Raw genomic sequence first — 23,588 nt, 5'->3', positions numbered from 1 at the left:
TAAAGGTATGATGAAAATAATATTTCTAGACACCATGTGTCTAAAAGTCCATATGACATTATAGCATAATCTTCCAATGATGTCCATTTTGATTTTTGTACATTATCACATACAAAAGTGGTTTTGTTACTGTTCACTGATCATGATTTCTGCACATCGCGAAGCGTGTTGCTGGTCAAAGCGAAGATCATAAAAAATACCGGTCAGATATTCATACATGAAGTCTGACCGGTCTAACTGATCTCTTATTAATTTTCAAGGCTGTATCACGATTCACTTCGTGAGCAGCCATTAATTTCATTACTTACATTTCTGGCACAAGAACTTCCTGAAGGGATTTTCTCTTCAGCATCTCCCAGACACCCTGCTGGATCTCTGCAAGTTCTCTGTGCATATAACAAGGAAGATGGTCTCCCCTTCCGTCAGCAGGACATTCATAACCGGATTCCATACATTCAATAATAAACATATCCGGATCTATGGAACGGTACACATCAAAAAGTGTAAGCTCACTAAGAGGCTTATTCAAGGCATAGCCGCCATGCACACCGCGATATCCCTTTACAATACCGGATTTCTGAAGCTTCTTAAGAATCTTATAGGCAAAGGGAGCGGTAATGGATTCCTTCTCGCAGATTTCATTAACGCTAAGGCGGGTTTCCCCTGACAGTGCCCGAAGAACTCTTGCTGCGTAATCGCACTCTCTCGTAATAAACATATCTGTAATTATCTCCTTACTGGACACAAAATCATAATACAAATTTATGATGTCCCTTATATGCTCTTCCCTCCCCAAGCATTCTAAATTATAACAATTCCCTAATCATTTTTCAACAGTTTTTTAATTTTTTAACATTAATTTCAAATTATTTTTGATTATCGTCTAGTTTTAGACGTTCTTTTATTTCAAGGCAAATTTCTTTTGCAGTACGGCCATCTGTTTTTACAACAATATCTGCTGCTGCTTCATACTTCGGCCTTCTTATCTCCATCAGCCCCCCTATGTACTCTGGATTCATATTTTTTTCAAGGAGAGGCCGATCATGGCTGCCTTTTACCCTCTGATAAACAGTCTGCGGTTCTGCTGTGAGAAGCACGATTGTTCCACTCTTCTTCATCTCTTCCACGTTACACTGGCGCATAACAGTTCCTCCGCCGCAGGATACCACAACATTCTCTATAGCAGAGATTCTTTTCACAAGATCAGTCTCCAGGTTTCGGAAATACTCCTCTCCTTTCTCTGCAAAAATATCCGGAATGCTCATCCCCTCTTCCCGGACAATCTGCTCATCCATCTCGATCTTCTCAAGGCCGCAGATCTCATGCAGGCAATTTAAAATTGTACTTTTTCCAGTTCCCATAAATCCCGTCAGATATATTTGTTTTTTTGGCATATTTCTTCCTCCAGTCAGATATCTGAAGTTATCTTTTACAAAGTTATTTTTATCATAACATTTTCCCATTCAGATATTGTATTCAGCAATTATAACAGTGAGATTTTTCTTTGTAAAGTATAAGGTTTTTGGATTTTTTCCTTATTCTGCATGTTTATGCTGTAAAACAGTGGAAAAACCAGAAATAATTGTTGCAAATTTGCCAGTTTACGATAAAATGAAAATCGGCTATACTTGTTATTATGTGTGTATTCATAAGGATGATGTATTTAAATAGGAGGAAAATATGATTTCAGCAAACAATATTACTTTGCGAGTTGGAAAGAAAGCTCTTTTCGAAGATGTTAATATCAAATTTACTGAAGGAAACTGCTACGGTCTGATCGGAGCTAACGGTGCAGGAAAATCCACATTCCTGAAGATTCTTTCCGGACAGCTTGAGCCTACCAAAGGCGATATCGTGATCACACCAGGTCAGCGTCTCTCTTTTTTACAGCAGGATCACTTCAAATATGATGCTTATACAGTTCTTGATACCGTTATCATGGGTAATCTTCGTCTCTATGAGATTATGAAAGAGAAAGAAGCCATTTACGCAAAAGAGGATTTCACTGACGAGGATGGAATCCGTGCCAGCGAGCTGGAGGGCGAATTTGCAGAAATGAATGGATGGGAAGCAGAGTCTGATGCTGCTACTCTTCTGAATGGTCTTGGAATTGATACTGAGTTTCATTATGCTCAAATGGCTGACCTTACAGGTAGTATGAAGGTCAAGGTTCTTCTGGCGCAGGCACTTTTCGGAAATCCGGATATCCTGCTTCTTGATGAGCCTACCAACCATCTGGATCTTCCTGCCATCGAATGGCTTGAAGAGTTCCTGATCAATTTTGACAATACCGTTATCGTGGTTTCCCATGACCGTTACTTCCTAAACAAGGTTTGTACACAGACTGCTGATATTGACTATGGCAAAATTCAGCTTTATGCCGGCAACTATGATTTCTGGTATGAATCCAGCCAGCTCCTCATCAAGCAGATGAAAGAAGCAAACAAGAAAAAAGAAGAGAAGATCAAAGAGCTGCAGGAATTTATTTCCCGGTTCAGTGCTAACGCTTCCAAATCCAAACAGGCTACTTCCCGTAAGAGAGCACTTGAGAAAATCCAGCTGGATGACATGCGTCCTTCCAGCCGTAAATATCCATATATCGACTTCCGTCCTAACCGCGAAATTGGAAACGAAGTTCTCATGGTTGAGAATCTTTCCAAGACGATCGATGGTGTAAAGGTTCTTGATAACATTTCCTTTACTCTTGGCCGCGAAGATAAGGTAGCTTTCGTTGGTGCAAACGAACAGGCGATCACCACTTTCTTCAAGATCATCACTGGTGAAATGGAACCGGATGAGGGTAATTACAAATGGGGAATCACCACTACACAGGCATATTTCCCGAAGGACAACACAAAAGAATTCGACAATGACCTTACTATCACAGACTGGCTGACCCAGTATTCCGAGATCAAGGATGCAACTTATGTGCGTGGCTTCCTTGGACGTATGCTTTTCCCAGGCGAGGACGGTGTGAAGCGTGTCCGCGTGCTTTCCGGTGGTGAGAAGGTTCGCTGTCTTCTTTCCAAGATGATGATTTCCGGTGCGAATATCCTAATTCTGGATGAGCCTACCAACCATCTGGATATGGAGTCCATCACTGCACTGAACAATGGTTTGATCAAATTCCCGGGTGTTATCCTTTTCACTTCTCATGACCATCAGTTTGTTCAGACAACTGCAAACCGCATTATGGAGATTCTTCCAAACGGTACTATGATCGATAAAATCACAACTTATGATGAGTATCTTGCAAGCGATGAAATGGCTAAGAAACGTCACATCTTCGAGATCAATGAAGAAGATGCACAGGATAACTAATCTTTATCAGTTCTTTTATAAAATCAAGAGGAGATTCTGACACAGATTCAGAATCTCCTCTTTTACTTATAGCGTTTCGTCCGCTATATTTTCTAATATTTATTTCACATAACTCCAACCGCCAAGTACATTTACATAATCAGATGGATAATAATACGTAATACTTCCCTTGGTAGTTGCCATCTCTCCTGTATAGGCAGTTCCCTTAGAATTTGCAGGAACAAGGAACGAATAGTATCTTGTCTTGCCATATGTGGAAGAATAGGAACGCTTCTTATACAAGTTCCTCTTTCCATTTACATATCTTCTCAGAAGAACTTTGCTATTCTTAAAATCATATTTTTCATAAGAGCTCTTGGTCAGTGTCCGCTTCATAGATGCTCCACTCTTTGCTGCAATTACAACCGGAAGTGTAGTGATATTACTGCTTCTTCGTTTCATCCAGAATTTACGGCCTTTCGGAACTGCAAAAGACTTTAATGGGCTGTGATTTTTCATAATGCTTTTCTTAATTACAGCGTTCGAATTCCTGGACGTAATTGTAACTCTCACATTGACAGTTCCAGAAACAGCCTTCACACATGCAATGATTCCTCTGTTAGCAGTCTTGTTTGCTTTGAAATAGGTGGAATTGGTTATATTGCCGGAATCCCTGCGGCAATTCTTAAGTGCTAAAGCCTCTCCACTATAAGCATATACCACATCATATCTGCTTCCAGATGTCTTAGGTGTTATGCGCAGGGTGTAATTGCTGATCGCATTTCCACTGATATTCTCATTTACAATGTGAATGCATTGTCCTTTCTTAAGTGTTGCGCCAAATGATCTGGTGGCTGCTGATACAGGCATCGCGCACATCACCGTCATCGCAGCCGCTGCAAGTCCAAGCAGCAGCTTCTTTAATCTCTTTCCTTCTCTCATAAAATCCTCCTTACTGCCCATACACCGGGCTTGTTATAGTATTTACTTGTTGCACCCGTGTCAGAAATGCTTTGCAAGCTGTCTCTGGAATCGTTGTCAACAGATCACGCAGCCAACTTATTATCATATGTATTTTAACATATATCATTTTAGTATCTGTAAAATATGCTTATTCATCTTTCGCTGTAATGTCTGCCAGCTTTCCCCCAGTAACCTTCAGAAGATCCTCTACCGGAACCTTTAAAGTCAGTCCAATTCTTCCTCCACTTACATAAATCTCCTGAAATTTTCCTGCTGAAGCATCAAACACGGTGGGAAAAGGCTTTTTCATCCCAATCGGGCTACAGCCTCCGCGAACATAGCCTGTAATCTTTATAATATCTTTCACATGGATCATATCCACAGCCTTCTCTCCTACAGCCTTTGCCGCTGCTTTTCGATCCACTTCTTTCTCAATAGGTATTACAAAAACATAATATCCGCCGCTTTTTCCTTCCATTACCAGTGTTTTAAAAGACTGCTCATAAGGAGCTCCTGTAATGTCCGCACAGTGGATTCCATCAATAAATTCATCACACTCATAGGCCAGGGTTTCGTATTTCACCTTCTGTCTGTCAAGCATTCTCATTGCATTTGTCTTTGCTTCTTTTGCCATTTCGGGTCAACCTCCTATAATGTATTGACATAGTAAAGTTTTACCATAGAATTCCGTTTTCGTCAATGGAATGTATCCGACTGATTTTGTCAGAAAAAAGGAGAGCCAGGGCTTGTGAAAAGCCCTGGCAAGTATGAAAAAGAAAAAGCAATTCTTTCAAGAACTTTGATTATTCTCTCTTTCTCCATCTCTTATGAATAGAACGTTAATGATACAACTTTTCCATTTGTTACTTTTAGAACCACCATAAGTCCATTCAATTTCTTGCAGCATCTTAAAGCCTCATATTTCTTAGCAGGTATTCTACCATATTCATCTGTCCAATAATATTGGGTCTTAGATGTTAATTTAAAAGTCTTCTTACCGTACTTTACGAAATTCTTTTTGTTAAATTTCAGTGATGCTTTGCTGCTCTTCATAAATGAGCCATAGAATGTAATAGACTTACTGGTGTATTTCACCTTTTTCGTTCCAGGCTGCCAGGAACCATATTTCTTACCGCCCTTTGTACGATTAAGCACAGTTCCATAGTAATATGTACCTTTTTTAGATGCAGCTTGCGCCTGTTCTACATTGGAGCAGCTAAATATGACACCAACAACAAGCACTGCCAGTATTAATTTATTGATTCTTTCCTTCCATGTTGCTTTCTTCATGCGCTTATTCCTCCTTTTGAGTTATCTGGTTTACATGTATCTTCTTCTCTGGTAACGGAGACTTTTATAATACTATACTACGTCAGACCAATGTAGAAATCAATTGAAAAAACAGGGCATACCAGATTATGTCCAATATACTCAATATTCACTACTTAACTTTCACTTTACACTTCTTTGTAATCTTTCCAGACTTAATCGTAATAGTTGCAGTGCCTTTCTTTTTACCTGTTATTTTTCCATATTTACTAACAATCGCAATCTTCTTGTTTGAGGATTTATATGTAACTGTATCTGGGCTTCCAGCATATGAAAGTTTAGGTTTCAATGTCGTGCTCTTACCCTTCTTTACATTTATAGAGGATTTAATGTTCTTAATTGCTGTCGTGCCTGGTACTGTTATTGTGCACACAGCCCTTTTAGAACCTGATTTTACTGTAATCTTCGCAGTGCCTGCCGAAATACCTTTAACCTTGCCCTTTTTATCAACTGTTACAATTTTCTTGTTGGAAGTAGAATACTTAACATTCTTCCATGAGGAAGCTGGTTTCAGAGTAGATGTTTTACCTGCTTTTACTGTTAACGTAGATGGGATTGTCTGAGTAGATGTTAATTTTGCAATACTTTTACTTTCTACTTTTTTGCAATTTTTACAAGTGCGCTGTTGCAAACCTTCGCCTGATACCGATGCAGCCTTAACAACCTTCCACGCACTCCATGCGTGTCCTTTTGCTGGAATGCTCTCTGTTCTCTCTTCGCCTCCAACTGTACAAGTGTAAGTTTTAACACCATTTGTTACACACGTTGCCGCTTTAGTCACTGTCCCTTTATCCCAAGCATGATTCTTTTTCGGAATTACGGTTCCTTCTTTAATTAATTCATCACATAAGGCACAATACCAATCTCCTGTGTATCCATACTCTGTACATGTAGCTTCTTCTGCATCCTCGCGTACAAGTACATGGTCTCTTTTGGGAATCGTTTCTCGTTTTTCAGTTCCACATGTAGTACATTTATATAATATGCTGCCTTCATCCTCGCAGTTAGGTTCATACTCTATTGTTCCTTCATCCCAGGTATGAATATGTGTTTCTGTCACCTCATATTTATAATTATTCTGTTTGGCATAGCTTTCCCCGTAGCTGTTTCCGCATACTTTAAATAAAGGTGTTGACTTATAAAAAGCTCTTGTTCCTATTGAATTTACAGAAATCGGTATTACTATTTCCAACAATCCATAACAATGTTCAAAGGCGCAAATACCAATACTTTCTACTCCTTCCGGAATGGCAACTGAGCTCAGCTTTTCACAACAGGCAACCGCAGAAACATAAATATTTTTTGTTTCTTTTGGTATTTCAATGCTTGTAATCTGACGCGGACAATACAATAATTTGGTTTTATCTTTGCTATATAAAACACCCTTCCATGAGGAAAAAATAGAATTATCTTCACTTACTTCAATATTAATCAAGCTGCCACCGTCATAATCAAATGCGTCAATACATCCTTGAAAATAATCTGAACTTTCCATACTTCCAATTAAAGTAACTGATGCTGGAATTTTAATAGTTTGTAACTTTGGACAATTTTGAAACGCATACTCTCCAATACCAGTAACACCATTTTCAACAATTACCTCAGTTGCATCATTCCAGGGTTTTACTTCGTCATATGAAAAATCCTTCATCTTACCATTACCTGTAATAGTGACAACACTTCCAGACAATGACCAAGTAACATTATCACCACAGCTACCGCTATTTATAGAATTAGTATCAATTGAAACACTACCTTCATAAGAATCTATGTCTGAAGTAAAATCAAACTCTTTATCACTTATTTCTTGAGGAAAATCTTCCCGATTTGATTCCAGACCGTAATCTTCCTGACCATCGGAAAAACCATTTTCTATAGCAGCATCTTCCGCTGCTAATACACTCACTGGCACACCAGAAAGTGCTATTGCTGATGATAACAATACAGCCCAAATTTTCTTCTTCATACTTTGTGTCCTCCCACCTCTTATAGTATCAAATTAACTGTACTATAATAGTAAATCTCTCTAGTACAAAAGTCAATCCACCAAAAGTGAAAAAAAGGGTACTTACACAGTTTCCTGCATAACTACCCTATCATTACTCTTGCTGCAATGCAAATTCAGAAGATTTAAAAACAACTATTTAAATTCCTTTGTGTTAACTTTGTGGCAAAACAAAAGCACTCCCATTTTTGTTGAAAGTGCTTTGTTTTTATTAAATATTATATAACTTTTTATTCAATTATCAGAACTTACCAGCCTTAGCAGCTTCCTCTACAGAAACAGCTACAGCAACAGTAGCACCAACCATCGGGTTGTTACCCATACCGATCAGACCCATCATCTCAACGTGAGCCGGTACGGAAGAGGATCCAGCAAACTGTGCGTCAGAGTGCATACGTCCCATAGTATCTGTCATACCGTAGGAAGCAGGACCTGCTGCCATGTTGTCTGGGTGAAGAGTACGTCCTGTACCACCGCCGGAAGCAACGGAGAAATATTTCTTACCCTGCTCGATACATTCTTTCTTGTATGTACCTGCAACCGGATGCTGGAAACGAGTCGGGTTAGTGGAGTTACCTGTGATGGAAACACCAACATTCTCGTGATGCATGATAGCAACACCTTCCTGAACATCATCTGCACCGTAGCATTTTACAGTAGCACGAAGTCCGTTAGAGTATGGTTTCTCATAGATTACGTTTAATTTAGCTTCTTTGTAATCATATTTTGTCTCAACAAATGTGAATCCGTTGATACGGGAAATAATCTGAGCAGCATCTTTTCCAAGTCCGTTCAGGATAACACGTAATGGTTTCTGACGTACTTTGTTTGCTTTCTCAGCGATACCGATAGCACCCTCAGCAGCTGCGAAGGACTCATGGCCTGCTAAGAAGCAGAAGCACTCTGTCTCTTCCTCAAGAAGCATTTTACCAAGGTTACCATGTCCAAGACCTACTTTTCTGTGGTCAGCAACGGATCCTGGAATACAGAAAGCCTGAAGTCCTTCTCCGATTGCAGCAGCAGCGTCAGCAGCTCTCTTGCAGCCTTTTTTGATCGCGATTGCAGCGCCTACTGTGTAAGCCCATGCAGCGTTCTCAAAGCAGATTGGCTGAATTTTCTTAACCTGATCATAAACATCAAGACCAGCGTCTTTTGTGATTTTCTCAGCTTCTTCGATAGAGCTGATTCCATAGCTATTTAATACAGAATTGATCTGAGCAATTCTTCTCTCATATCCTTCAAATAATGCCATTTCTGTTCGTCTCCTTTCGCTTGTGGCTTACTCTTTTCTTGGGTCAATAATCTTAACAGCATCAGCTACACGGCCATACTGACCTTTTGCTTTCTCCCATGCAGTGTTAGGATCATCACCTTTTTTGATAAAGTCAGTCATTTTTCCAAGAGAAACGAACTGATATCCGATTACTTCGTTGTCTTCGTCAAGAGCGATACCTGTTACATAGCCCTCTGCCATCTCCAGATAACGAACTCCTTTTTCCTTGGTAGCGTACATAGTACCAACCTGGGAACGAAGGCCTTTACCAAGGTCCTCAAGACCTGCACCTACAGCAAGACCGTCATCAGAGAAAGCACTCTGGGTACGGCCATAAACGATCTGAAGGAACAGCTCTCTCATTGCTGTATTGATTGCATCACAGACAAGGTCTGTATTTAATGCTTCAAGAATTGTCTTACCCTGAAGAACCTCTGCTGCCATAGCTGCAGAATGTGTCATACCGGAGCATCCGATTGTTTCAATAAGGGCTTCCTCGATTACACCATTCTTAACATTTAAGGACAGCTTACAGGCACCCTGCTGAGGAGCACACCAGCCTACACCATGTGTAAAACCAGAGATATCTTCAATTTTTTTGGCATGGACCCACTGGCCTTCTTCCGGGATCGGAGCTGGCTCATGTTTTGCGCCCTTAGCTACTGGGCACATGTTTTCAACTTCAGTAGTGTAAATCATTTTAAGACTCCTTTCAGTGTTGATTACTTAATCGTTGTTAAAGACCTAACAACCTAGTGTTATTTTCTCACAAAATTCTCCATTCGTCTAGTCATATTTTGCAAAAAATACGAAAAAATTGCTGGTGCCATTTATGGGACTTATCTTGTGGGAATTTCATTTTCATGATAAACTACAAAAAAACATTCCGATTATAGCTGCTGAGCGAACTGTACGCCGTTCAAAAAACATCCGGCAATGCTCTGTATCCATAATCAGAACAGGAGGACTTATATAATATGCCATCGCAAGCATCAACTTCTTTTATGCCGGAAAAACTCAGGATCCTAAGCGGAAGCAGCCTGAAGGTACTGGCTATGGTGATCATGCTGATCGACCATACCGCTTCTTTTCTTCTGCGCCACTATCCGCCTGCAATCGCTCCCTGGTTTCAGATAGGCAGCACCACATACTCTCTGTACCGTGTTATGCGCGATGTAGGACGTGCAGCTTTTCCTATTTTCTGTTTTCTGCTTGTAGAAGGCTTTCTTCATACCCATGACCGGTTTAAATATGGACGAAATCTTCTGATTTTTGCATGTATCTCGGAAATCCCATGGAATTTTGCACAAAACAGCACACTGCTCTATCCAGGTAAGCAAAATGTATTTTTCACTCTTTTTCTTGGATATCTTGCCTTCTGCCTGATCGAACATTTTGAAAAAAATGCCGCTATGCAGCTGGTAAGTATGCTGGTTCTTCTGACGGTTTCCTATTTTCTAAAGGCTGATTACGGATATAAGGGATTCGTATTTCTTCTGATCATGTACTGGCTGCGTTCTTACAAGCCCGCCCAGGCTGTCATCGGAAGCTGTTGGCTGATCTACGAGTGGAAAGCCTGCTTTGCTTTTCTTTCCCTGAATATGTACAATGGCAAACGAGGTTTCATTCAGGGGAAATGGGCAAAATATTTCTTCTACGCTTTTTATCCGGTACATATTGCAATTCTGACCATCATCCGAAAGATGTGGTTCGGAATTTAGGTGAATGGATTGCAAAAACAATTTCCTATACACATCGCACTACAAAACGGCTTGACAGAATTAATTTTCCGTCAAGCCGTTTGATTCGTGTTCAAAACCAAAGTCCGCACTTACATGCGATTGGCTATTTATTTCTTTGTTACAACCTCATCTTTATTCTTATAAATGCTGTTGGCAGGTACACATCCGCGTACTGGAGAAAGCGGATAAATATTGGTGTTTCGTCCAATCACAGTTCCTGGATTTAATACGGAGCCGCAACCTACCTCTACATGATCGGCAAGCATTGCACCAAATTTCTTAAGGCCTGTCTCAATTTTCTCCTCGCCGTCTTTTACCACAACCAGCTTCTTATCAGATTTTACATTGGAACAGATAGAACCTGCACCCATATGGGATTTGTATCCCAGTACTGCATCACCAACATAATTATAGTGCGGAACCTGAACATTGTTAAAAAGGACAACATTCTTAAGCTCTGTAGAGTTTCCAACTACGCAGCCCTCTCCCACCATCGCTTTGCCGCGGATAAATGCGCAGTGGCGCACTTCTGTGTTCTTACCAATGATAGCTGGTCCGTTAATACATGCGGTTGGTGCAATTTTGGCGGATTTTGCGATCCAGATGTCACCCTCCAGATGATCATACTCTTCCGGATCCAGTGTTTTTCCCAGTTTTACAATGAAATCTCCAATCTCTGGAAGAACTTCCCATGGATAAGTTTTCCCCGCAAAAAGCTCTCCTGCAATTGTCTGGCTCATATCCAGCATATTGGCGATGGTAAAATCTTTTAACATAATATTTCCTCCTCATATAAATCTAATTTTATAAATAGGTTCATTCATCCAAAAGTTTGCATTACAACTCACATCAAGCCATGTCATTGTTATGCATGACACGTAGTGCTGCCATTAAACGATAACTTGGCTGTACTGCTTTCAAATCTACCGTTTTTTCGCAGCTGCTGCCCGTTCTGGCTTTTTATAGTACTGCGCCGCTGTGTCAAAAAACTGCCGTAGCGCATACTGGAAGTTACTGGCCTCCACCTGTTTGGTACGAAGTCTTACAAAGTGCTCCAGCTTATCCATATATTCCTGCTCTGTGATCGAGCCCTCTGCAACATAGGTAAGCCCCTTCTCCCAGCTGGCCGTCAATTCCGGGTTCAGAAGCTGGCGAATGGAACAGTTCACCACATCGTAGATCATCTCGCCCTGAAGAGTCGGGGTGATCACCTGCGTCTTCTTATTCAGGGAGAGATATTTGATATTAAACAATTTCTTCAAGATTTCTGCTCTTGTAGCACTGGTGCCAATTCCGCTTCCTTTGATCTGGGAACGAAGGTCCTCGTCTTCGATCAGTTGTCCTGCATTCTCCATTGCCAGGATCATAGAACCTGAATTGTATCGTTTTGGCGGTGAGGTCTCTCCCTCCTTGATACCAAGACCATTTATGTTTAGTATATCACCCTTTTTCAATTTCTGCAATGCAGCTAACAAAGCTTCGTCACAGGAAACCTCCTCTTCTCCATCTCCCTCGGGAGCTTTTCCTGAAGGTTCTGGCATACTCTTCTTCGCAAAAGAATTCGTGGCAATCTTCAGATACCCTTCGTTCAGTAAAACCTTAAAGGAAGAAAAGAAAGATTCATTCTCCATTTTCGTCACAAGGCTCACCTTCTGGTAAACAGCCGGTGGATAAAAAATGCTTAAAAAACGTCTTACAATGGTCTCATACACCCGCTGGGCAGTCAGGGAAAGTCCTTTTAGTGCGCCAAGTCCCTGTCCTGTGGGAATAATTGCGTAATGGTCCGTTATCTGCTTGTCATTGGTGTAACGTGTTTTGGCGATGTTTTTGTATGCACCAAGCTCTAATGCGCCCTGAACAGCTTCCCCAGCCTGTGGATAATTCCGGAGACCGGAAATATTCTTGTAAATCTCTTTGGCTACAGCCGTGGATAAAACCCTGGCATCCGTTCTGGGATAAGTGACCAACTTTTTCTCATATAGATCCTGTACAATAGAAAGAGTCTCATCCGGGCTGATCTTGAACAGCTTGGAACAGACATTCTGAAGCTCAGCCAGGTTAAATAAAAGAGGCGGATTCTTGTTTTCTTTCTTCCTCTCTATTTTCTCTACTGTGCAAGCCAGAGGCTGACATACACTTAAATCACGGATCAGTTTCTCGGCATCTTCTTTTTTCTTAAAGCCGTTTTCTTTATATAAAACAGGGGACTGGAAATGGCGGCTTCCTTCCACCGCCTTCCATTCTCCTTCAAAGTTTTCTCCTTCAAGAGCAATGCTGCTCACAACTCTGTAAAAAGGTGTTTTCACAAATGCGCGGATCTCCCGCTCCCGACGGACTACCATTCCAAGGACACAGGTCATAACACGTCCAACGGAAATTGCCTGGTATTTGCCTCCAAGATAATTGGTTACGCTGTTTCCATAGCGCAAGGTCAGTACACGGGAAAAATTAATTCCCATCAAATAATCTTCTTTTGCCCGAAGATAGGCTGCGGCGGCAAGGTTGTCATATTCGGAAATGTCCTTCGCCTCGCGGATTCCACGAAGAATCTCTTCTTCTGTCTGGGAGTCGATCCATACACGCTTCTGCGTCTTGTCCTTCACTCCCGCCATCTGTGCTACCAGACGGTAAATATATTCTCCTTCACGCCCGGAGTCGGTACACACATAGATAGTATCAATATCCGGTCTGTTTAAAAGCCCTTTCACGATCTGGAACTGTTTTTCCACTCCAGGAATTACCTCGTATTTAAAATCACGCGGCAAAAAAGGCAGGGTATCTAAACTCCACCTTTTGTACTTCATATCATATTTCTCAGGATAGCTCATGGTGACCAGATGTCCTACACACCAGGTCACCACGCAGGTATCAGACTCAATATAGCCATCCTGTCTTCTGCCGCCAGATTTCAAAGCTTTCGCAAATTCCTGAGCCACGCTGGGCTTCTCTGCTATGTATAAAGCTTTTGACATATTATTTATCTGCACTCATCTTTCTTAATGGCCATGCCAGTAAAAGAGCGCCTCCCACCATATTTCCAATGGTTACAATCAGCATGCTCTTCAGCATGAGACCTACGGAAAGGCCATCTACCAGGCCAAGGCTTACTACAAAAATTCCCATGTTGGCAATGCAGTGCTCAAATCCGCTGAAAACAAATGCGGAGATACACATTACGATCATAAGGAATTTACCGGTTTCACTTTTCAGCTTGATTCCGCAGAGTACGCCAAGGCATACGAAGAAGTTACACAAAACTGCCCGCATGAACATCTGTCCCATCGGGATTGTCAGCTTGTTGTTGATAAAGCCTGCGAAATAATCTGCTGTACCGGATGCTCCTGCTCCTACAAAAAGAAGCCCCAATATTGCACATCCAACAAAATTGCCAAGGTAGCTTACCAGCCATACCTTGCCTGCATCCCCCCAGGATACACTCTTATCAAAGGCGCCAAATGCCATTACCATGTTATTGCCGGTAAACAGCTCACCGCCCACCAGGCTGATCAGAAGAACCGCAATGGAGAACACCATAGCTCCTAAAAACTTTCCCCATGCCGGATCTGATCCTGAGAATACGCTTCCTATGACGTTACTGTAAATGACTGCCACATCGATAAAGAAGCCCGCCATTACAGCACGAAGAAAGTACTTCAGGAAATTGCCGTTCAGCAGCCCGATTTTGTTTTTGGCCGCGTTTGAAAGTTTTTGCACATCTTCATAATTCATAAAAAACACCTCCGTTTTGTTTTTTACAATTATAGCACTTTGACGTATTTTTCACAATAGTAGTTGATATTTTTTATCAATTAGGAACTATTTCACAAAAACAAGATGTTTCTTTTGTAAATCAATCACATGTCCAATCACAGCACATGGAAGGGACAAGGAAGACAGCCTGCTAATTGCCTCTCCCGCATCCTGCGGAGCTATACTCAGGAGTAGTCCACCGGAGGTCTGCGGATCGAAGACGAGATCCTCACGTGCAGAAAGCTTCTCTTTGCTTCCAACATCACAATTCTTCCATGCAAACTCACACTCTTCCCCTGCAAATTCACGGTTGCGGTATGCACCTGCCGGGATAAATCCCATAGATGCGTAATCAGGCGCACCTTTCATAACTGGCAGGGAACTAAGAGAAATACAAAAAGTCTTCTCACTTCCCTTCGCCATCTCCAAGGCATGCCCTGCCAGGCCAAAGCCTGTCACATCCGTGCAGGCATGAACCCGAAGGTCTGCCACTTTATCCCTTGCATATTTATTCAACGTCGCCATCACAGAAGCCGCATAGGCAGTTTCTTCCTCGGATGCCATCTCTCCTTTCACCGCTGTAGAAAGGATTCCCGTTCCAAGAGGCTTCGTAAGGATCAGCACATCCCCCGTCCTGGCTCCAATATTTTTCCACATAAAAGCTGGATTTACAAAGCCGGTAACACACAAGCCATATTTCGGCTCATCATCCTGGATCGTGTGTCCGCCAGCAAGGGAAGCACCAGCCTCCAATACCTTATCTGCACCACCACGCAAGATCTCACCCAGAATCTCCGGATCAAGACAATTGGGAAAAGCGGCAATATTCAGTGCCAGCTTAGGCTCTCCCCCCATAGCATACACATCACTTAACGCATTGGCCGCTGCAATCTGTCCGAAGGTATAAGGATCGTCCACGATCGGCGTGAAGAAATCCACCGTCTGGATCATAGCCAGTTCATCGGATATGCGATATACAGCCGCATCGTCGGAAGACTCTGTTCCAACGAGTAAATTAGAATCATAAAACTTCGGCAGCTTACCCAGAACCTGGGCAAGGGTCCCCGGACCAACTTTCGCCGCTCAGCCAGATGTATGAGAATACTGGGTAAGACGGATTCGCTCTCTGTCACTCATGGACTCACCTCCTTCTCTAACGTGCTATCTATTTTAACATGAATCCCCGGTTCCGTAAACGGTCAGTTTTCCGATTCTGTTGGTTATCCGACGAATCCGTTGGAAAGTTGGAAACAAAAAAGAGGAATGCCACCACTCCCGATAGCATTCCCCTTGCAATTCATTCTTTTCTTCTACTTATTTCGCCTGAATATATCCCTGTGCCTTCAGAGTCTCTGCACAAAGTACCGCACCACCTGCAGCACCTCTTACCGTATTGTGGGAAAGTCCGATAAACTTCCAGTCATAAACAGTATCCTCACGAAGTCTTCCAATAGACACACCCATTCCATTCTCAAAGTTTACATCCTCTGTAACCTGCGGACGGTTATCCTCCTCAAGATACTGGATGAACTGCTTCGGTGCGCTTGGAAGATTCAGTTCCTGTGGAACACCCTTGAACTCCACAAGAGCTTTCACCAGCTGCTCCTTGGTAGGTTTCTTTCTGAATTTCACAAATGCAGCTGCTGTATGACCATTCAGGATCGGCACACGAACACACTGGCATGTGATAACAGGCTCCTTAGCTGGAACGATTACACCGTCCTCAACCTTACCCCAAATACGAAGAGGCTCTTTCTCACTCTTCTCTTCCTCTCCACCGATATATGGAATAATGTTATGCTCCATTTCCGGCCAGTCTTTGAATGTTTTTCCAGCACCGGAAATTGCCTGGTAGGTAGTCGCAACTACTTCATATGGTTCAAACTCCTTCCATGCGGTAAGGGCTGGAGCGTAGCTCTGGATGGAACAGTTTGGCTTAACAGCGATAAAGCCTCTCTTTGTTCCAAGACGCTCTTTCTGATATTTGATAACCTCGAAATGCTCCGGGTTGATTTCCGGAATTACCATTGGAACATCCGGTGTCCATCTGTGAGCACTGTTGTTAGAAACAACTGGCGTCTCAGTCTTGGCGTATGCTTCCTCGATGGCTTTGATCTCGTCCTTGGACATATCTACAGCAGAGAATACAAAGTCAACTGTTGAAGCAACCTTCTCTACCTCATTCACATTCATAACAACCAGCTTCTTCACAGCCTCCGGCATTGGGGTATCCATTTTCCATCTGCCGCCTACAGCTTCCTCATAAGTCTTTCCTGCACTTCTTGGGCTGGCTGCAACTGTTACAACCTCAAACCAGGGATGATTCTCTAACAGGGAAATAAATCTCTGACCTACCATTCCGGTAGCACCTAAAATACCGACTCTAAGCTTTTCACTCATAACGTTCTCTCCTCATTCTTTCCTCTGCGTACATGTGTATTTCTATGACATACTATACCATGTCCTTTAAAAATGCAAGTACTTTCTTGAATTTTATCATATTAAAGTAATAAATTCATTCAAATTACCAAAAAAATCCCATAAAACAGGATTCTTTGGTAACTTTACACAGAACCATTCAAGGAATTCTCCTGCCCTTTAGTTTTCTTCCAGATATTTTTTATTCCCTGCGATCACCTTTTCCATCACATCCGGGCCAGGTGCACCAAGAGTCATTCGTTTCTCCACGCAGGTTTTCATGCTGATGGCTTCATAAATATCCTGCTCAAATACAGGGCTGATCTCCTTATACTCCGCAAGAGACAGCTCATCCAGGGAAATTCCTTTATCAATGCATTTCAGGACCAGCTGTCCCACGATTCCGTGGGCATCACGGAAAGGCACTCCATGATTTACAAGATAATCTGCTGCATCTGTGGCATTGGTAAAACCATTCTTCGCACTTGCTTCCATATTTGCCTTATTAAACTGCATGGTGGAAACCATACCGGTAAAGAGTGCCAGACAGCCCTTCACTGTATCAATGGCATCAAATGTGAGCTCTTTATCTTCCTGCATATCTTTGTTGTATGCAAGCGGAATCCCCTTCATGGTTGTCAGCATAGAGGTCAGTGCTCCATAAACACGTCCTGTTTTTCCTCTTACCAGCTCAGCAATATCCGGGTTCTTTTTCTGGGGCATAATACTGCTTCCGGTGCTGTATGCATCATCAATCTCCACAAAACGGTACTCATTGGAATTCCAGAGAATGATCTCCTCAGAAAAACGACTGAGATGCATCATAATCGTAGAAAGGGCTGATAACAGTTCGATCACGTAATCTCTGTCAGATACAGAGTCCATGCTGTTTCTGGTTGGCTCATCAAAATCCAGAAGCTGTGCAGTATATTCTCTGTCCAGAGGATAGGTGGTTCCTGCAAGAGCACCGGCACCAAGAGGACAGGTATTCATTCGCTTACGAATATCAAAAAGGCGGCTTCTGTCACGGCGGAACATTTCAAAATAAGCCCCTACATGATGGGCCAGGGTGACCGGCTGTGCCTTCTGAAGATGGGTAAAGCCTGGCATATAGGTATGTATATTCTCCTCCATGATCTTCTGAAGTGCCAGAAGGAGCGCTTTCACTTCCTGGTCAATGGCATCGATCTCGTCACGCACATAAAGCTTCATGTCCAGTGCAACCTGGTCATTGCGGCTTCTTCCAGTATGAAGCTTCTTACCTGGATCTCCAATACGGTCGATCAGGTTTGCTTCCACGAAGCTGTGAATATCCTCATACTCAGATGTGATCGCAAGTCTGTCTGCCTTTACATCTGCCAGGATTCCATCCAGGCCTTCTAAGATCTGGTCTCTCTCTTCTTCTGTCAGGATTCCCTGTTTTGCAAGCATTTTTACATGCGCTCTGCTTCCACGGATATCCTGCTCATAAAATTTCTGGTCAAATGAAATGGACGCATTAAAATTGTAAACCAGTTTGTCGGTTTCCTTGGTAAAGCGTCCGCCCCAAAGCTGTGCCATATATTTCTCCTCATTTCCTGCAAAAGCCTTCCGAAATCCAATCTGTATTCCATATTTGAAATCTGATCATATTCCCCGGCGCTTTGCAAATTCTTTCTAACTTTACTACAATCAAGTGCTAGTTTATCACACTTTTTTTCAATTGCAAAGACTCTTTCCCAATGAATTTTACCATATTCCTAAAACCCATATTATTCCAGGCTGTTCTCCTGCTTCTTTTTCTCCCTCTCCAGGCTCTCCTTTTTGGAAAACACACATCCGCAATAATTCTGCCTATACAGCCCGTACTCGTGGGAAAGCTCGATGGAGCGCTTATAACCGTTCTTCTTCTTAAAATCAGAAGGTAGATGCTCCACCTTATAAATCTGGGAAAGCTCCTGTCCGATCTCGTTGATCTTTCCTGCATTTTTCAAAGGACTGATGGAAAGTGTGGTGGTAAAATAATCGTATCCGCCCTCTCTGGCCAGCTTCGCTGCTGCCTCCATTCGAAGGCGATAGCATTTAAAGCACCGTGTTCCACCCTCTGGCACATCCTCCAACCCCTTTGCCATAGCGTAAAAGTCCTCTGGTTTATACGCTCCCTCCACCAGTGTTACCGGATGGAGAAATTCCATCTCGCTGATCAGCCTGCGGATCTCTGCCACACGCTTGTCATACTCCTCCTTTGGGGAAATATTAGGATTATAAAAAAACACCGTAACAGAAAAAAACCTGGAAAGATATTCCAGGACATAACTGCTGCAGGGTGCGCAGCACGCATGAAGGAAAAGCCTTGGAACCTTTCCTTCTTTCTGATGCTGTTCAATTAATTTCTCAAGCTCTTTTTGGTAGTTTACATTTTCCAATTCTCTCACCCATTCTTACAATCGTTTCATATCCACTCTCGGAATTCTCTATTAAGTCGGCATCCAGCCTTATTTTCCCATGCTGTAAAAGCACAACGATAGTAGAACCTCCAAATTCAAAATAGCCTTTTTCTTCGCCTTTTTTTACTTCACAGGCACCCGGCTCCAGGTTTGTGATCTTCCCTACCATCATGGCACCCACTTCCATCATGATGATGGTGCCAAACCGCTTTGTTTTTAACAGACAGTACTCTCTGCTATTCTCATGGTAGATCTGGCACGCATCATTAGCTGCCGGATTTACTGTATGAAAAACGCCTGGAATCTTTACAGCTGGAGATTTCTCCCCATCTGCCACATAACAGTAATGATGGTAATCATCCACAGTCAGTCTGAGGATTACCGCATAACCGCCCAGATACCGTTCTGCCAGTTTTTTGTTCTCCAGAAGGCGCTCAAGGGTATAAGGGGTATCCTTTATGAAAAAACGGGAATCACTTCCAATGCGGCTGACTGTAACCTTCCCATCGCAGGGACTGACCAGCAAACTTTCATCCTCTGCAACCGGACGCTGTCCCTCTTTTAACCGTCTGGTAAAAAAATCATTGTAGGAGTGAAATTTCTGCGTGGTACAAACAGAAAGGTCAATCTTGTTCCGCTCCACAAAACCAGGGACCATACGGGCAGAAAGTCTGGTGTTCAAAAACCAGCCGCCCAGCCTGGTAACAAATGGCTGCACCAGGATTTTCACACAGAGACGACCGCCCCAGTCATTATATAAATGGCGCAGAAACTTATCCTGTCCGTTCTCTTCTATAGTGATATTTCCTTTTCTGTCAATATATTTCATAGTACCTCCTGGACTCCCAAAATCATATGTATCTGTTTTCCAGCCGCTCTTCACGTAATCTCCATTGCTGTTCCATTCACCTGCTGCGAACTATCCTATGCACCCTGGCCACCTTTGCAATCTGCCGGGGCAAAACTTTTCTGCCTATATTTACAGCAGATGGAACATCATGGAAAGCGCCAGTGCCACAAGCGCCACAAGAAGGATCACCATTGGATTCTGGGGCTTTTTCACCTTGAAATCCGTAACAAACAGCACACCCACTACTATCACAGCTACATGGATCACCAGCAGGAAATTATTTCCGCAGCCTCTGCGAAGAAGATACAGAAACGGCAGGATGATCGCCATAGAGGTGATGGGCAGCCCCTGGTAATACTGGCGCAGCTCGGAAGTCTCATTCTGTCTTTTTTCTTCCATTACGTTAAAATAAGCAAGACGGATCACAGACGCTACACAGTACAGACAGAGAATAATGATTCCCGGAATCCGGTCCATTCCCAGACAATAGCAGAGCATTGCCGGAAATACGCCGAAGCATACCACATCACACAGAGAATCGATCTGGATCCCGAATTTCTTCTCATCCTCTGTCCGGTTCTTCTTTGTGCGGGCAATTTTGCCGTCAAACATATCACAAAGTCCGGACAACGCCAGACATAAAATCGCAACCTTAAAGTTTCCTGCAAGCGCCCTTGTCATTCCAAATACGGAAATGGTAAGGCTTATGTAAGTAAGCACCACTGTATAATCATAAAATCCAAGCATATCCTGTTTCTCCTTTTCAAAACGTTCTTCCTTCATAGCAATTGTTAACTTCCTTGTATCTCTCTGTTTTTCCGTCCAATGGTAAGATGTGCCACGCACGTCATCAGCGCGCTGATCAGCATTTGCCCATAATAGGCAATTCCACGGCTGAGCAGCATGGATGGCAGAAGAAGCTGTCCAAATACTGGCACAAACATCACCATATATAATGTCTCGCTGATTCCCATACCTCCCGGAAGCGGAAGCATATCAACCGATACGGAAATCACCGCCTGTAAAATAGTAATGGTCAGGATTCCATACTCATGAAGTCCCAGGGCACGATATACCCAGTAGGTTACCGTGAACAGAATACACCGCTGTACAAATGTAATGATAAATACATTCAGTATAATCCGTTTATGGCTGGCCCAGAAAGCCGCCGTCTCATGATACTGGTCCATGGAAGCCTCCAGCTTTTCCAGTCTGGTCTTCTTCGGCTTCAGGATCCGGATATGCTCAATGATCTTCAGGCCTTTTACCATGATCCATTTAGCCAGACCGGGAGCAAACACCAGTATCAGCATAAAGGTAACGCAGAACACATTCAGCCCTACGCCAAGATAAAACACCCACATATAATCTCCCAGATAGCCTCTCAAGAAATCTCCGCCTAAAAGACAGATCAAAATACCGATCACAACCAGCACTGCTTTATAAGTGATGGTGACGATCATCAGGACCAGCGTGGTGACCGGAATGGGCAGCTTATCCTTTTTCATATAGAAAATCTGCATTGGCTGTCCGCCTGAAGCAGACGGGGTAATGCAGCTGAAGAAAAATCCTACAAAAGAGTACAATGCACAGTGGCTCATCTTCACACTGGCTCCAAGAGTTTTCATCATATAAAAAATGATAACCGATTCGCCCAGGATAAAAAGTACCACGCACACAAGACTCAGAAGCAGGTATCTTCCATCTGCTTCCCTTGCAGTGCTGATAATATCCCCGATATCCTTACCACGAAAAATCAGGTACATAGTAAGCCCGAAAACGATTACCAGAAATAACAGGTTAAGAACCGTTTGCTTTTTGCTCATAATCTTATTTTCTTTCTAAAAAATTGTCGATACGAAAATTACGAACCCCACTTTTTGTGTCCGCGCATCGCAGCGTATCTGTACGCAGCACAGATACACTTCTATAGTATAACACACCCTATTCCAAAAGCATATCATAAATTATACAAAAATGGAGGTTTGATTATGAATCCGCTTCTGGAAGTGAAGGATGTGAGTCTTTCTTACCATAGCCTATCTGGGGAGACAGCTGCCCTTTCTCATATATCCTTTGAACTGATGCCAGAAGAGTTCCTGGCAGTTGTGGGGCCTTCTGGCTGTGGAAAGTCCACGCTTCTGAATCTGATCTGCGGACTTCTTACCGCTGAACAGGGTACCATTCTTATGAATGGAAATCCTATAAGCGGGGACAGCGCCCGCATTGGCTATATGCTCCAGAAGGATCATCTTCTGGAGTGGCGCAGCATTTACCGCAATGTTCTCCTTGGTCTGGAAATCCGCGGGGAGCTTACGAAGAAAAATCTTTCTTATGTGGACCACATGTTAAAGCTCTATGAGCTGGACAAATTCCGTAACCAGCGTCCAAGCCAGCTCTCCGGCGGTATGCGCCAGCGGGCGGCACTGATCCGCACTTTGGCACTGAAGCCTGACCTTCTGCTCCTTGACGAGCCCTTCTCAGCCCTTGATTACCAGACAAGGCTAAACGTAAGTGATGACATTGGAAAAATCCTGAAAAAGCAAAAGAAGCCGGCAATTCTTGTCACTCACGATATTTCCGAAGCCATCAGCATGGCTGACCGGATACTAATCCTTTCCCACCGTCCAGCCACTGTGGTAAAGATCATACCCATCGACCTGAATATGAAAGACCGTACACCTCTTACCTCAAGAAATGCCCCGGCTTTCAAATCCTACTTTAACCTGATCTGGAAGGAGCTGAATCAGAATGCATGAACTCTCCCACGCGCAAAAAGCATATCTTGCCCGTCAGAAAAGGGACCGTCGCCTGGTGATAAGCGCAAGGCTTCTGGTCTTTCTTATTTTTCTTACACAATGGGAGATCACCGCAAGGATGGGCTGGATCGATTCCTTTATCTTCAGCAGTCCTTCCATGATCTTCAAAACCTTTTGGGAAATGGCAAAAGATCAGTCCCTTTTTGTCCACATCGGTGCCACACTTAAAGAAACTCTTCTTAGTTTCTTCTTCGTAGTGATACTTGGACTTGGTATTTCCATTCTGCTATGGGGATGTCCCCGGCTTGCAAAAGTGCTGGAGCCTTATCTGGTGGTTCTGAACAGTCTTCCCAAATCCGCTCTGGCACCGCTTTTGATCGTATGGCTAGGGGCTCGCCAGCGCACCATTATTGTAGCTGGTATGTCCGTTGCCATCTTCGGATCCATTTTGAACCTTTACACTGGCTTTGGGGAGATCAGCCAGGAAAAGTTAAAACTGATCCGTACCCTGGGCGGCGGCAAAAAGGAAGAGCTGTTAAAAATTGTTCTGCCTTCCTCTGTCCCCCTCATTCTGGCAAACATGAAGGTGAACATCGGACTTTGCCTGGTGGGTGTGATCATTGGAGAATTCATCGGAGCCAGACAGGGACTTGGCTACCTGATCATATATGGCAGCCAGACATTCCAGCAGGTACGCATTCTGATTTTTTGCTTTTCCAATTCTCTGTTTCTATGCAATTCTTGGTAAACTGCTTTTCTCTTTTCTTTCCACT

The 23,588-nt window shown here is 43.0% G+C and carries 22 protein-coding genes; 4 read left to right on the top strand and 18 right to left on the bottom strand.

Annotated elements, in window-relative coordinates; translation table 11 throughout:
* Positions 1 to 304 precede the first annotated feature (304 nt).
* Both LIQ05_RS14035 and LIQ05_RS14030 read right to left on the bottom strand, forming a co-directional pair.
* The gene (locus tag LIQ05_RS14035) at positions 305 to 718 is read right to left on the bottom strand and encodes an RrF2 family transcriptional regulator (protein ID WP_226821557.1); all 414 of its coding nucleotides are present in this window, start codon (positions 716 to 718) and stop codon (positions 305 to 307) included.
* Positions 719 to 866: 148 nt separating this feature from the next.
* Positions 867 to 1,394, bottom strand: coding sequence for a shikimate kinase (locus LIQ05_RS14030; RefSeq protein WP_226821555.1), 528 nt, complete (start codon positions 1,392 to 1,394; stop codon positions 867 to 869).
* Between the two features lie 286 nt (positions 1,395 to 1,680).
* Between LIQ05_RS14030 and LIQ05_RS14025 the strand changes: the two genes are divergently transcribed.
* On the top strand, positions 1,681 to 3,321 hold the full coding sequence (locus LIQ05_RS14025; protein ID WP_226821554.1) for an ABC-F family ATP-binding cassette domain-containing protein: 1,641 nt from the start codon (positions 1,681 to 1,683) through the stop codon (positions 3,319 to 3,321).
* 99 nt (positions 3,322 to 3,420) lie between these two features.
* Here LIQ05_RS14025 and LIQ05_RS14020 read toward each other — a convergent pair whose 3' ends face one another.
* From LIQ05_RS14020 to LIQ05_RS13995, 6 genes are all read right to left on the bottom strand, one after another.
* Entirely contained in the window at positions 3,421 to 4,242 is an 822-nt protein-coding gene (locus LIQ05_RS14020) for a hypothetical protein (RefSeq protein WP_226821552.1), read from the bottom strand.
* A 169-nt stretch (positions 4,243 to 4,411) separates the two neighbouring features.
* The gene (gene ybaK, locus LIQ05_RS14015) at positions 4,412 to 4,897 is read right to left on the bottom strand and encodes a Cys-tRNA(Pro) deacylase (protein ID WP_226821550.1); all 486 of its coding nucleotides are present in this window, start codon (positions 4,895 to 4,897) and stop codon (positions 4,412 to 4,414) included.
* Between the two features lie 191 nt (positions 4,898 to 5,088).
* Positions 5,089 to 5,553 carry a hypothetical protein gene (locus tag LIQ05_RS14010; protein WP_226821548.1) on the bottom strand — a complete coding sequence of 155 codons (465 nt, stop codon included), beginning with the start codon at positions 5,551 to 5,553 and terminating at the stop codon, positions 5,089 to 5,091.
* Positions 5,554 to 5,704: 151 nt separating this feature from the next.
* On the bottom strand, positions 5,705 to 7,558 hold the full coding sequence (locus LIQ05_RS14005) for a leucine-rich repeat protein (RefSeq protein WP_226821546.1): 1,854 nt from the start codon (positions 7,556 to 7,558) through the stop codon (positions 5,705 to 5,707).
* Positions 7,559 to 7,838: 280 nt separating this feature from the next.
* Positions 7,839 to 8,849, bottom strand: coding sequence for a GGGtGRT protein (locus LIQ05_RS14000; RefSeq protein WP_118581437.1), 1,011 nt, complete (start codon positions 8,847 to 8,849; stop codon positions 7,839 to 7,841).
* Positions 8,850 to 8,876: 27 nt separating this feature from the next.
* The gene (locus LIQ05_RS13995; protein ID WP_118581434.1) at positions 8,877 to 9,569 is read right to left on the bottom strand and encodes an iron-sulfur cluster assembly scaffold protein; all 693 of its coding nucleotides are present in this window, start codon (positions 9,567 to 9,569) and stop codon (positions 8,877 to 8,879) included.
* A gap of 278 nt (positions 9,570 to 9,847) precedes the next feature.
* Here LIQ05_RS13995 and LIQ05_RS13990 point away from each other — a divergent pair, with 278 nt between their 5' ends.
* Positions 9,848 to 10,591, top strand: a complete 744-nt coding sequence (locus tag LIQ05_RS13990) for a TraX family protein (protein ID WP_226821544.1) — start codon at positions 9,848 to 9,850, stop codon at positions 10,589 to 10,591.
* A gap of 128 nt (positions 10,592 to 10,719) precedes the next feature.
* Here LIQ05_RS13990 and LIQ05_RS13985 read toward each other — a convergent pair whose 3' ends face one another.
* The 10 genes from LIQ05_RS13985 to LIQ05_RS13940 all read right to left on the bottom strand — a co-directional run bounded on the left by LIQ05_RS13985 (position 10,720) and on the right by LIQ05_RS13940 (position 21,885).
* Positions 10,720 to 11,388: a UDP-N-acetylglucosamine pyrophosphorylase gene (locus LIQ05_RS13985; RefSeq protein WP_226821542.1), complete on the bottom strand. Its 669-nt coding sequence runs from the start codon at positions 11,386 to 11,388 to the stop codon at positions 10,720 to 10,722.
* A gap of 147 nt (positions 11,389 to 11,535) precedes the next feature.
* Positions 11,536 to 13,584: a DNA topoisomerase gene (locus tag LIQ05_RS13980; protein ID WP_226821540.1), complete on the bottom strand. Its 2,049-nt coding sequence runs from the start codon at positions 13,582 to 13,584 to the stop codon at positions 11,536 to 11,538.
* A gap of 1 nt (position 13,585) precedes the next feature.
* Complete coding sequence (locus LIQ05_RS13975) at positions 13,586 to 14,341, bottom strand: formate/nitrite transporter family protein (RefSeq protein ID WP_226821538.1); 756 nt, start codon at positions 14,339 to 14,341, stop codon at positions 13,586 to 13,588.
* 87 nt (positions 14,342 to 14,428) lie between these two features.
* Positions 14,429 to 15,499 (bottom strand): selenide, water dikinase SelD, encoded by a 1,071-nt coding sequence (selD, locus tag LIQ05_RS13970; protein ID WP_226821536.1) that lies wholly within the window; start codon positions 15,497 to 15,499, stop codon positions 14,429 to 14,431.
* Between the two features lie 177 nt (positions 15,500 to 15,676).
* Positions 15,677 to 16,762: an aspartate-semialdehyde dehydrogenase gene (gene asd / locus LIQ05_RS13965; RefSeq protein ID WP_226821534.1), complete on the bottom strand. Its 1,086-nt coding sequence runs from the start codon at positions 16,760 to 16,762 to the stop codon at positions 15,677 to 15,679.
* A gap of 198 nt (positions 16,763 to 16,960) precedes the next feature.
* Positions 16,961 to 18,340: an argininosuccinate lyase gene (argH, locus tag LIQ05_RS13960; protein WP_226821532.1), complete on the bottom strand. Its 1,380-nt coding sequence runs from the start codon at positions 18,338 to 18,340 to the stop codon at positions 16,961 to 16,963.
* 191 nt (positions 18,341 to 18,531) lie between these two features.
* Positions 18,532 to 19,185 (bottom strand): epoxyqueuosine reductase QueH, encoded by a 654-nt coding sequence (locus LIQ05_RS13955; RefSeq protein WP_226821530.1) that lies wholly within the window; start codon positions 19,183 to 19,185, stop codon positions 18,532 to 18,534.
* Positions 19,154 to 20,035, bottom strand: coding sequence for a phosphatidylserine decarboxylase (locus LIQ05_RS13950; protein ID WP_226821528.1), 882 nt, complete (start codon positions 20,033 to 20,035; stop codon positions 19,154 to 19,156). The genes LIQ05_RS13955 and LIQ05_RS13950 overlap by 32 nt, the downstream gene beginning before the upstream one ends.
* A gap of 150 nt (positions 20,036 to 20,185) precedes the next feature.
* On the bottom strand, positions 20,186 to 20,803 hold the full coding sequence (locus LIQ05_RS13945; protein WP_226821600.1) for a CDP-alcohol phosphatidyltransferase family protein: 618 nt from the start codon (positions 20,801 to 20,803) through the stop codon (positions 20,186 to 20,188).
* A gap of 44 nt (positions 20,804 to 20,847) precedes the next feature.
* Positions 20,848 to 21,885, bottom strand: a complete 1,038-nt coding sequence (locus tag LIQ05_RS13940; protein WP_226821598.1) for a lysylphosphatidylglycerol synthase transmembrane domain-containing protein — start codon at positions 21,883 to 21,885, stop codon at positions 20,848 to 20,850.
* A 162-nt stretch (positions 21,886 to 22,047) separates the two neighbouring features.
* Between LIQ05_RS13940 and LIQ05_RS13935 the strand changes: the two genes are divergently transcribed.
* Positions 22,048 to 22,815 (top strand): ABC transporter ATP-binding protein, encoded by a 768-nt coding sequence (locus LIQ05_RS13935; RefSeq protein WP_226821525.1) that lies wholly within the window; start codon positions 22,048 to 22,050, stop codon positions 22,813 to 22,815.
* Complete coding sequence (locus LIQ05_RS13930) at positions 22,808 to 23,563, top strand: ABC transporter permease (RefSeq protein ID WP_226821523.1); 756 nt, start codon at positions 22,808 to 22,810, stop codon at positions 23,561 to 23,563. The genes LIQ05_RS13935 and LIQ05_RS13930 overlap by 8 nt, the downstream gene beginning before the upstream one ends.
* Positions 23,564 to 23,588: the final 25 nt, after the last annotated feature.

It is taken from the genome of Blautia glucerasea (assembly GCF_020537505.1).
Taxonomy (GTDB): Bacteria; Bacillota; Clostridia; order Lachnospirales; family Lachnospiraceae; genus Blautia_A.
Note: the sequence above shows the minus strand (reverse complement) of the source record. Positions and strands in the feature narration are given on the sequence as shown.

Coding starts and splice junctions, on each gene's coding strand:
- LIQ05_RS14035 (WP_226821557.1), bottom strand. CDS start 718: ATGTTTATTACGAGAGAGTGCGATTACGCAGCAAGAGTTCTTCGGGCA.
- LIQ05_RS14030 (WP_226821555.1), bottom strand. CDS start 1,394: ATGCCAAAAAAACAAATATATCTGACGGGATTTATGGGAACTGGAAAA.
- LIQ05_RS14025 (WP_226821554.1), top strand. CDS start 1,681: ATGATTTCAGCAAACAATATTACTTTGCGAGTTGGAAAGAAAGCTCTT.
- LIQ05_RS14020 (WP_226821552.1), bottom strand. CDS start 4,242: ATGAGAGAAGGAAAGAGATTAAAGAAGCTGCTGCTTGGACTTGCAGCG.
- ybaK (WP_226821550.1), bottom strand. CDS start 4,897: ATGGCAAAAGAAGCAAAGACAAATGCAATGAGAATGCTTGACAGACAG.
- LIQ05_RS14010 (WP_226821548.1), bottom strand. CDS start 5,553: ATGAAGAAAGCAACATGGAAGGAAAGAATCAATAAATTAATACTGGCA.
- LIQ05_RS14005 (WP_226821546.1), bottom strand. CDS start 7,558: ATGAAGAAGAAAATTTGGGCTGTATTGTTATCATCAGCAATAGCACTT.
- LIQ05_RS14000 (WP_118581437.1), bottom strand. CDS start 8,849: ATGGCATTATTTGAAGGATATGAGAGAAGAATTGCTCAGATCAATTCT.
- LIQ05_RS13995 (WP_118581434.1), bottom strand. CDS start 9,569: ATGATTTACACTACTGAAGTTGAAAACATGTGCCCAGTAGCTAAGGGC.
- LIQ05_RS13990 (WP_226821544.1), top strand. CDS start 9,848: ATGCCATCGCAAGCATCAACTTCTTTTATGCCGGAAAAACTCAGGATC.
- LIQ05_RS13985 (WP_226821542.1), bottom strand. CDS start 11,388: ATGTTAAAAGATTTTACCATCGCCAATATGCTGGATATGAGCCAGACA.
- LIQ05_RS13980 (WP_226821540.1), bottom strand. CDS start 13,584: ATGTCAAAAGCTTTATACATAGCAGAGAAGCCCAGCGTGGCTCAGGAA.
- LIQ05_RS13975 (WP_226821538.1), bottom strand. CDS start 14,341: ATGAATTATGAAGATGTGCAAAAACTTTCAAACGCGGCCAAAAACAAA.
- asd (WP_226821534.1), bottom strand. CDS start 16,762: ATGAGTGAAAAGCTTAGAGTCGGTATTTTAGGTGCTACCGGAATGGTA.
- argH (WP_226821532.1), bottom strand. CDS start 18,340: ATGGCACAGCTTTGGGGCGGACGCTTTACCAAGGAAACCGACAAACTG.
- LIQ05_RS13950 (WP_226821528.1), bottom strand. CDS start 20,035: ATGAAATATATTGACAGAAAAGGAAATATCACTATAGAAGAGAACGGA.
- LIQ05_RS13945 (WP_226821600.1), bottom strand. CDS start 20,803: ATGCTTGGATTTTATGATTATACAGTGGTGCTTACTTACATAAGCCTT.
- LIQ05_RS13935 (WP_226821525.1), top strand. CDS start 22,048: ATGAATCCGCTTCTGGAAGTGAAGGATGTGAGTCTTTCTTACCATAGC.
- LIQ05_RS13930 (WP_226821523.1), top strand. CDS start 22,808: ATGCATGAACTCTCCCACGCGCAAAAAGCATATCTTGCCCGTCAGAAA.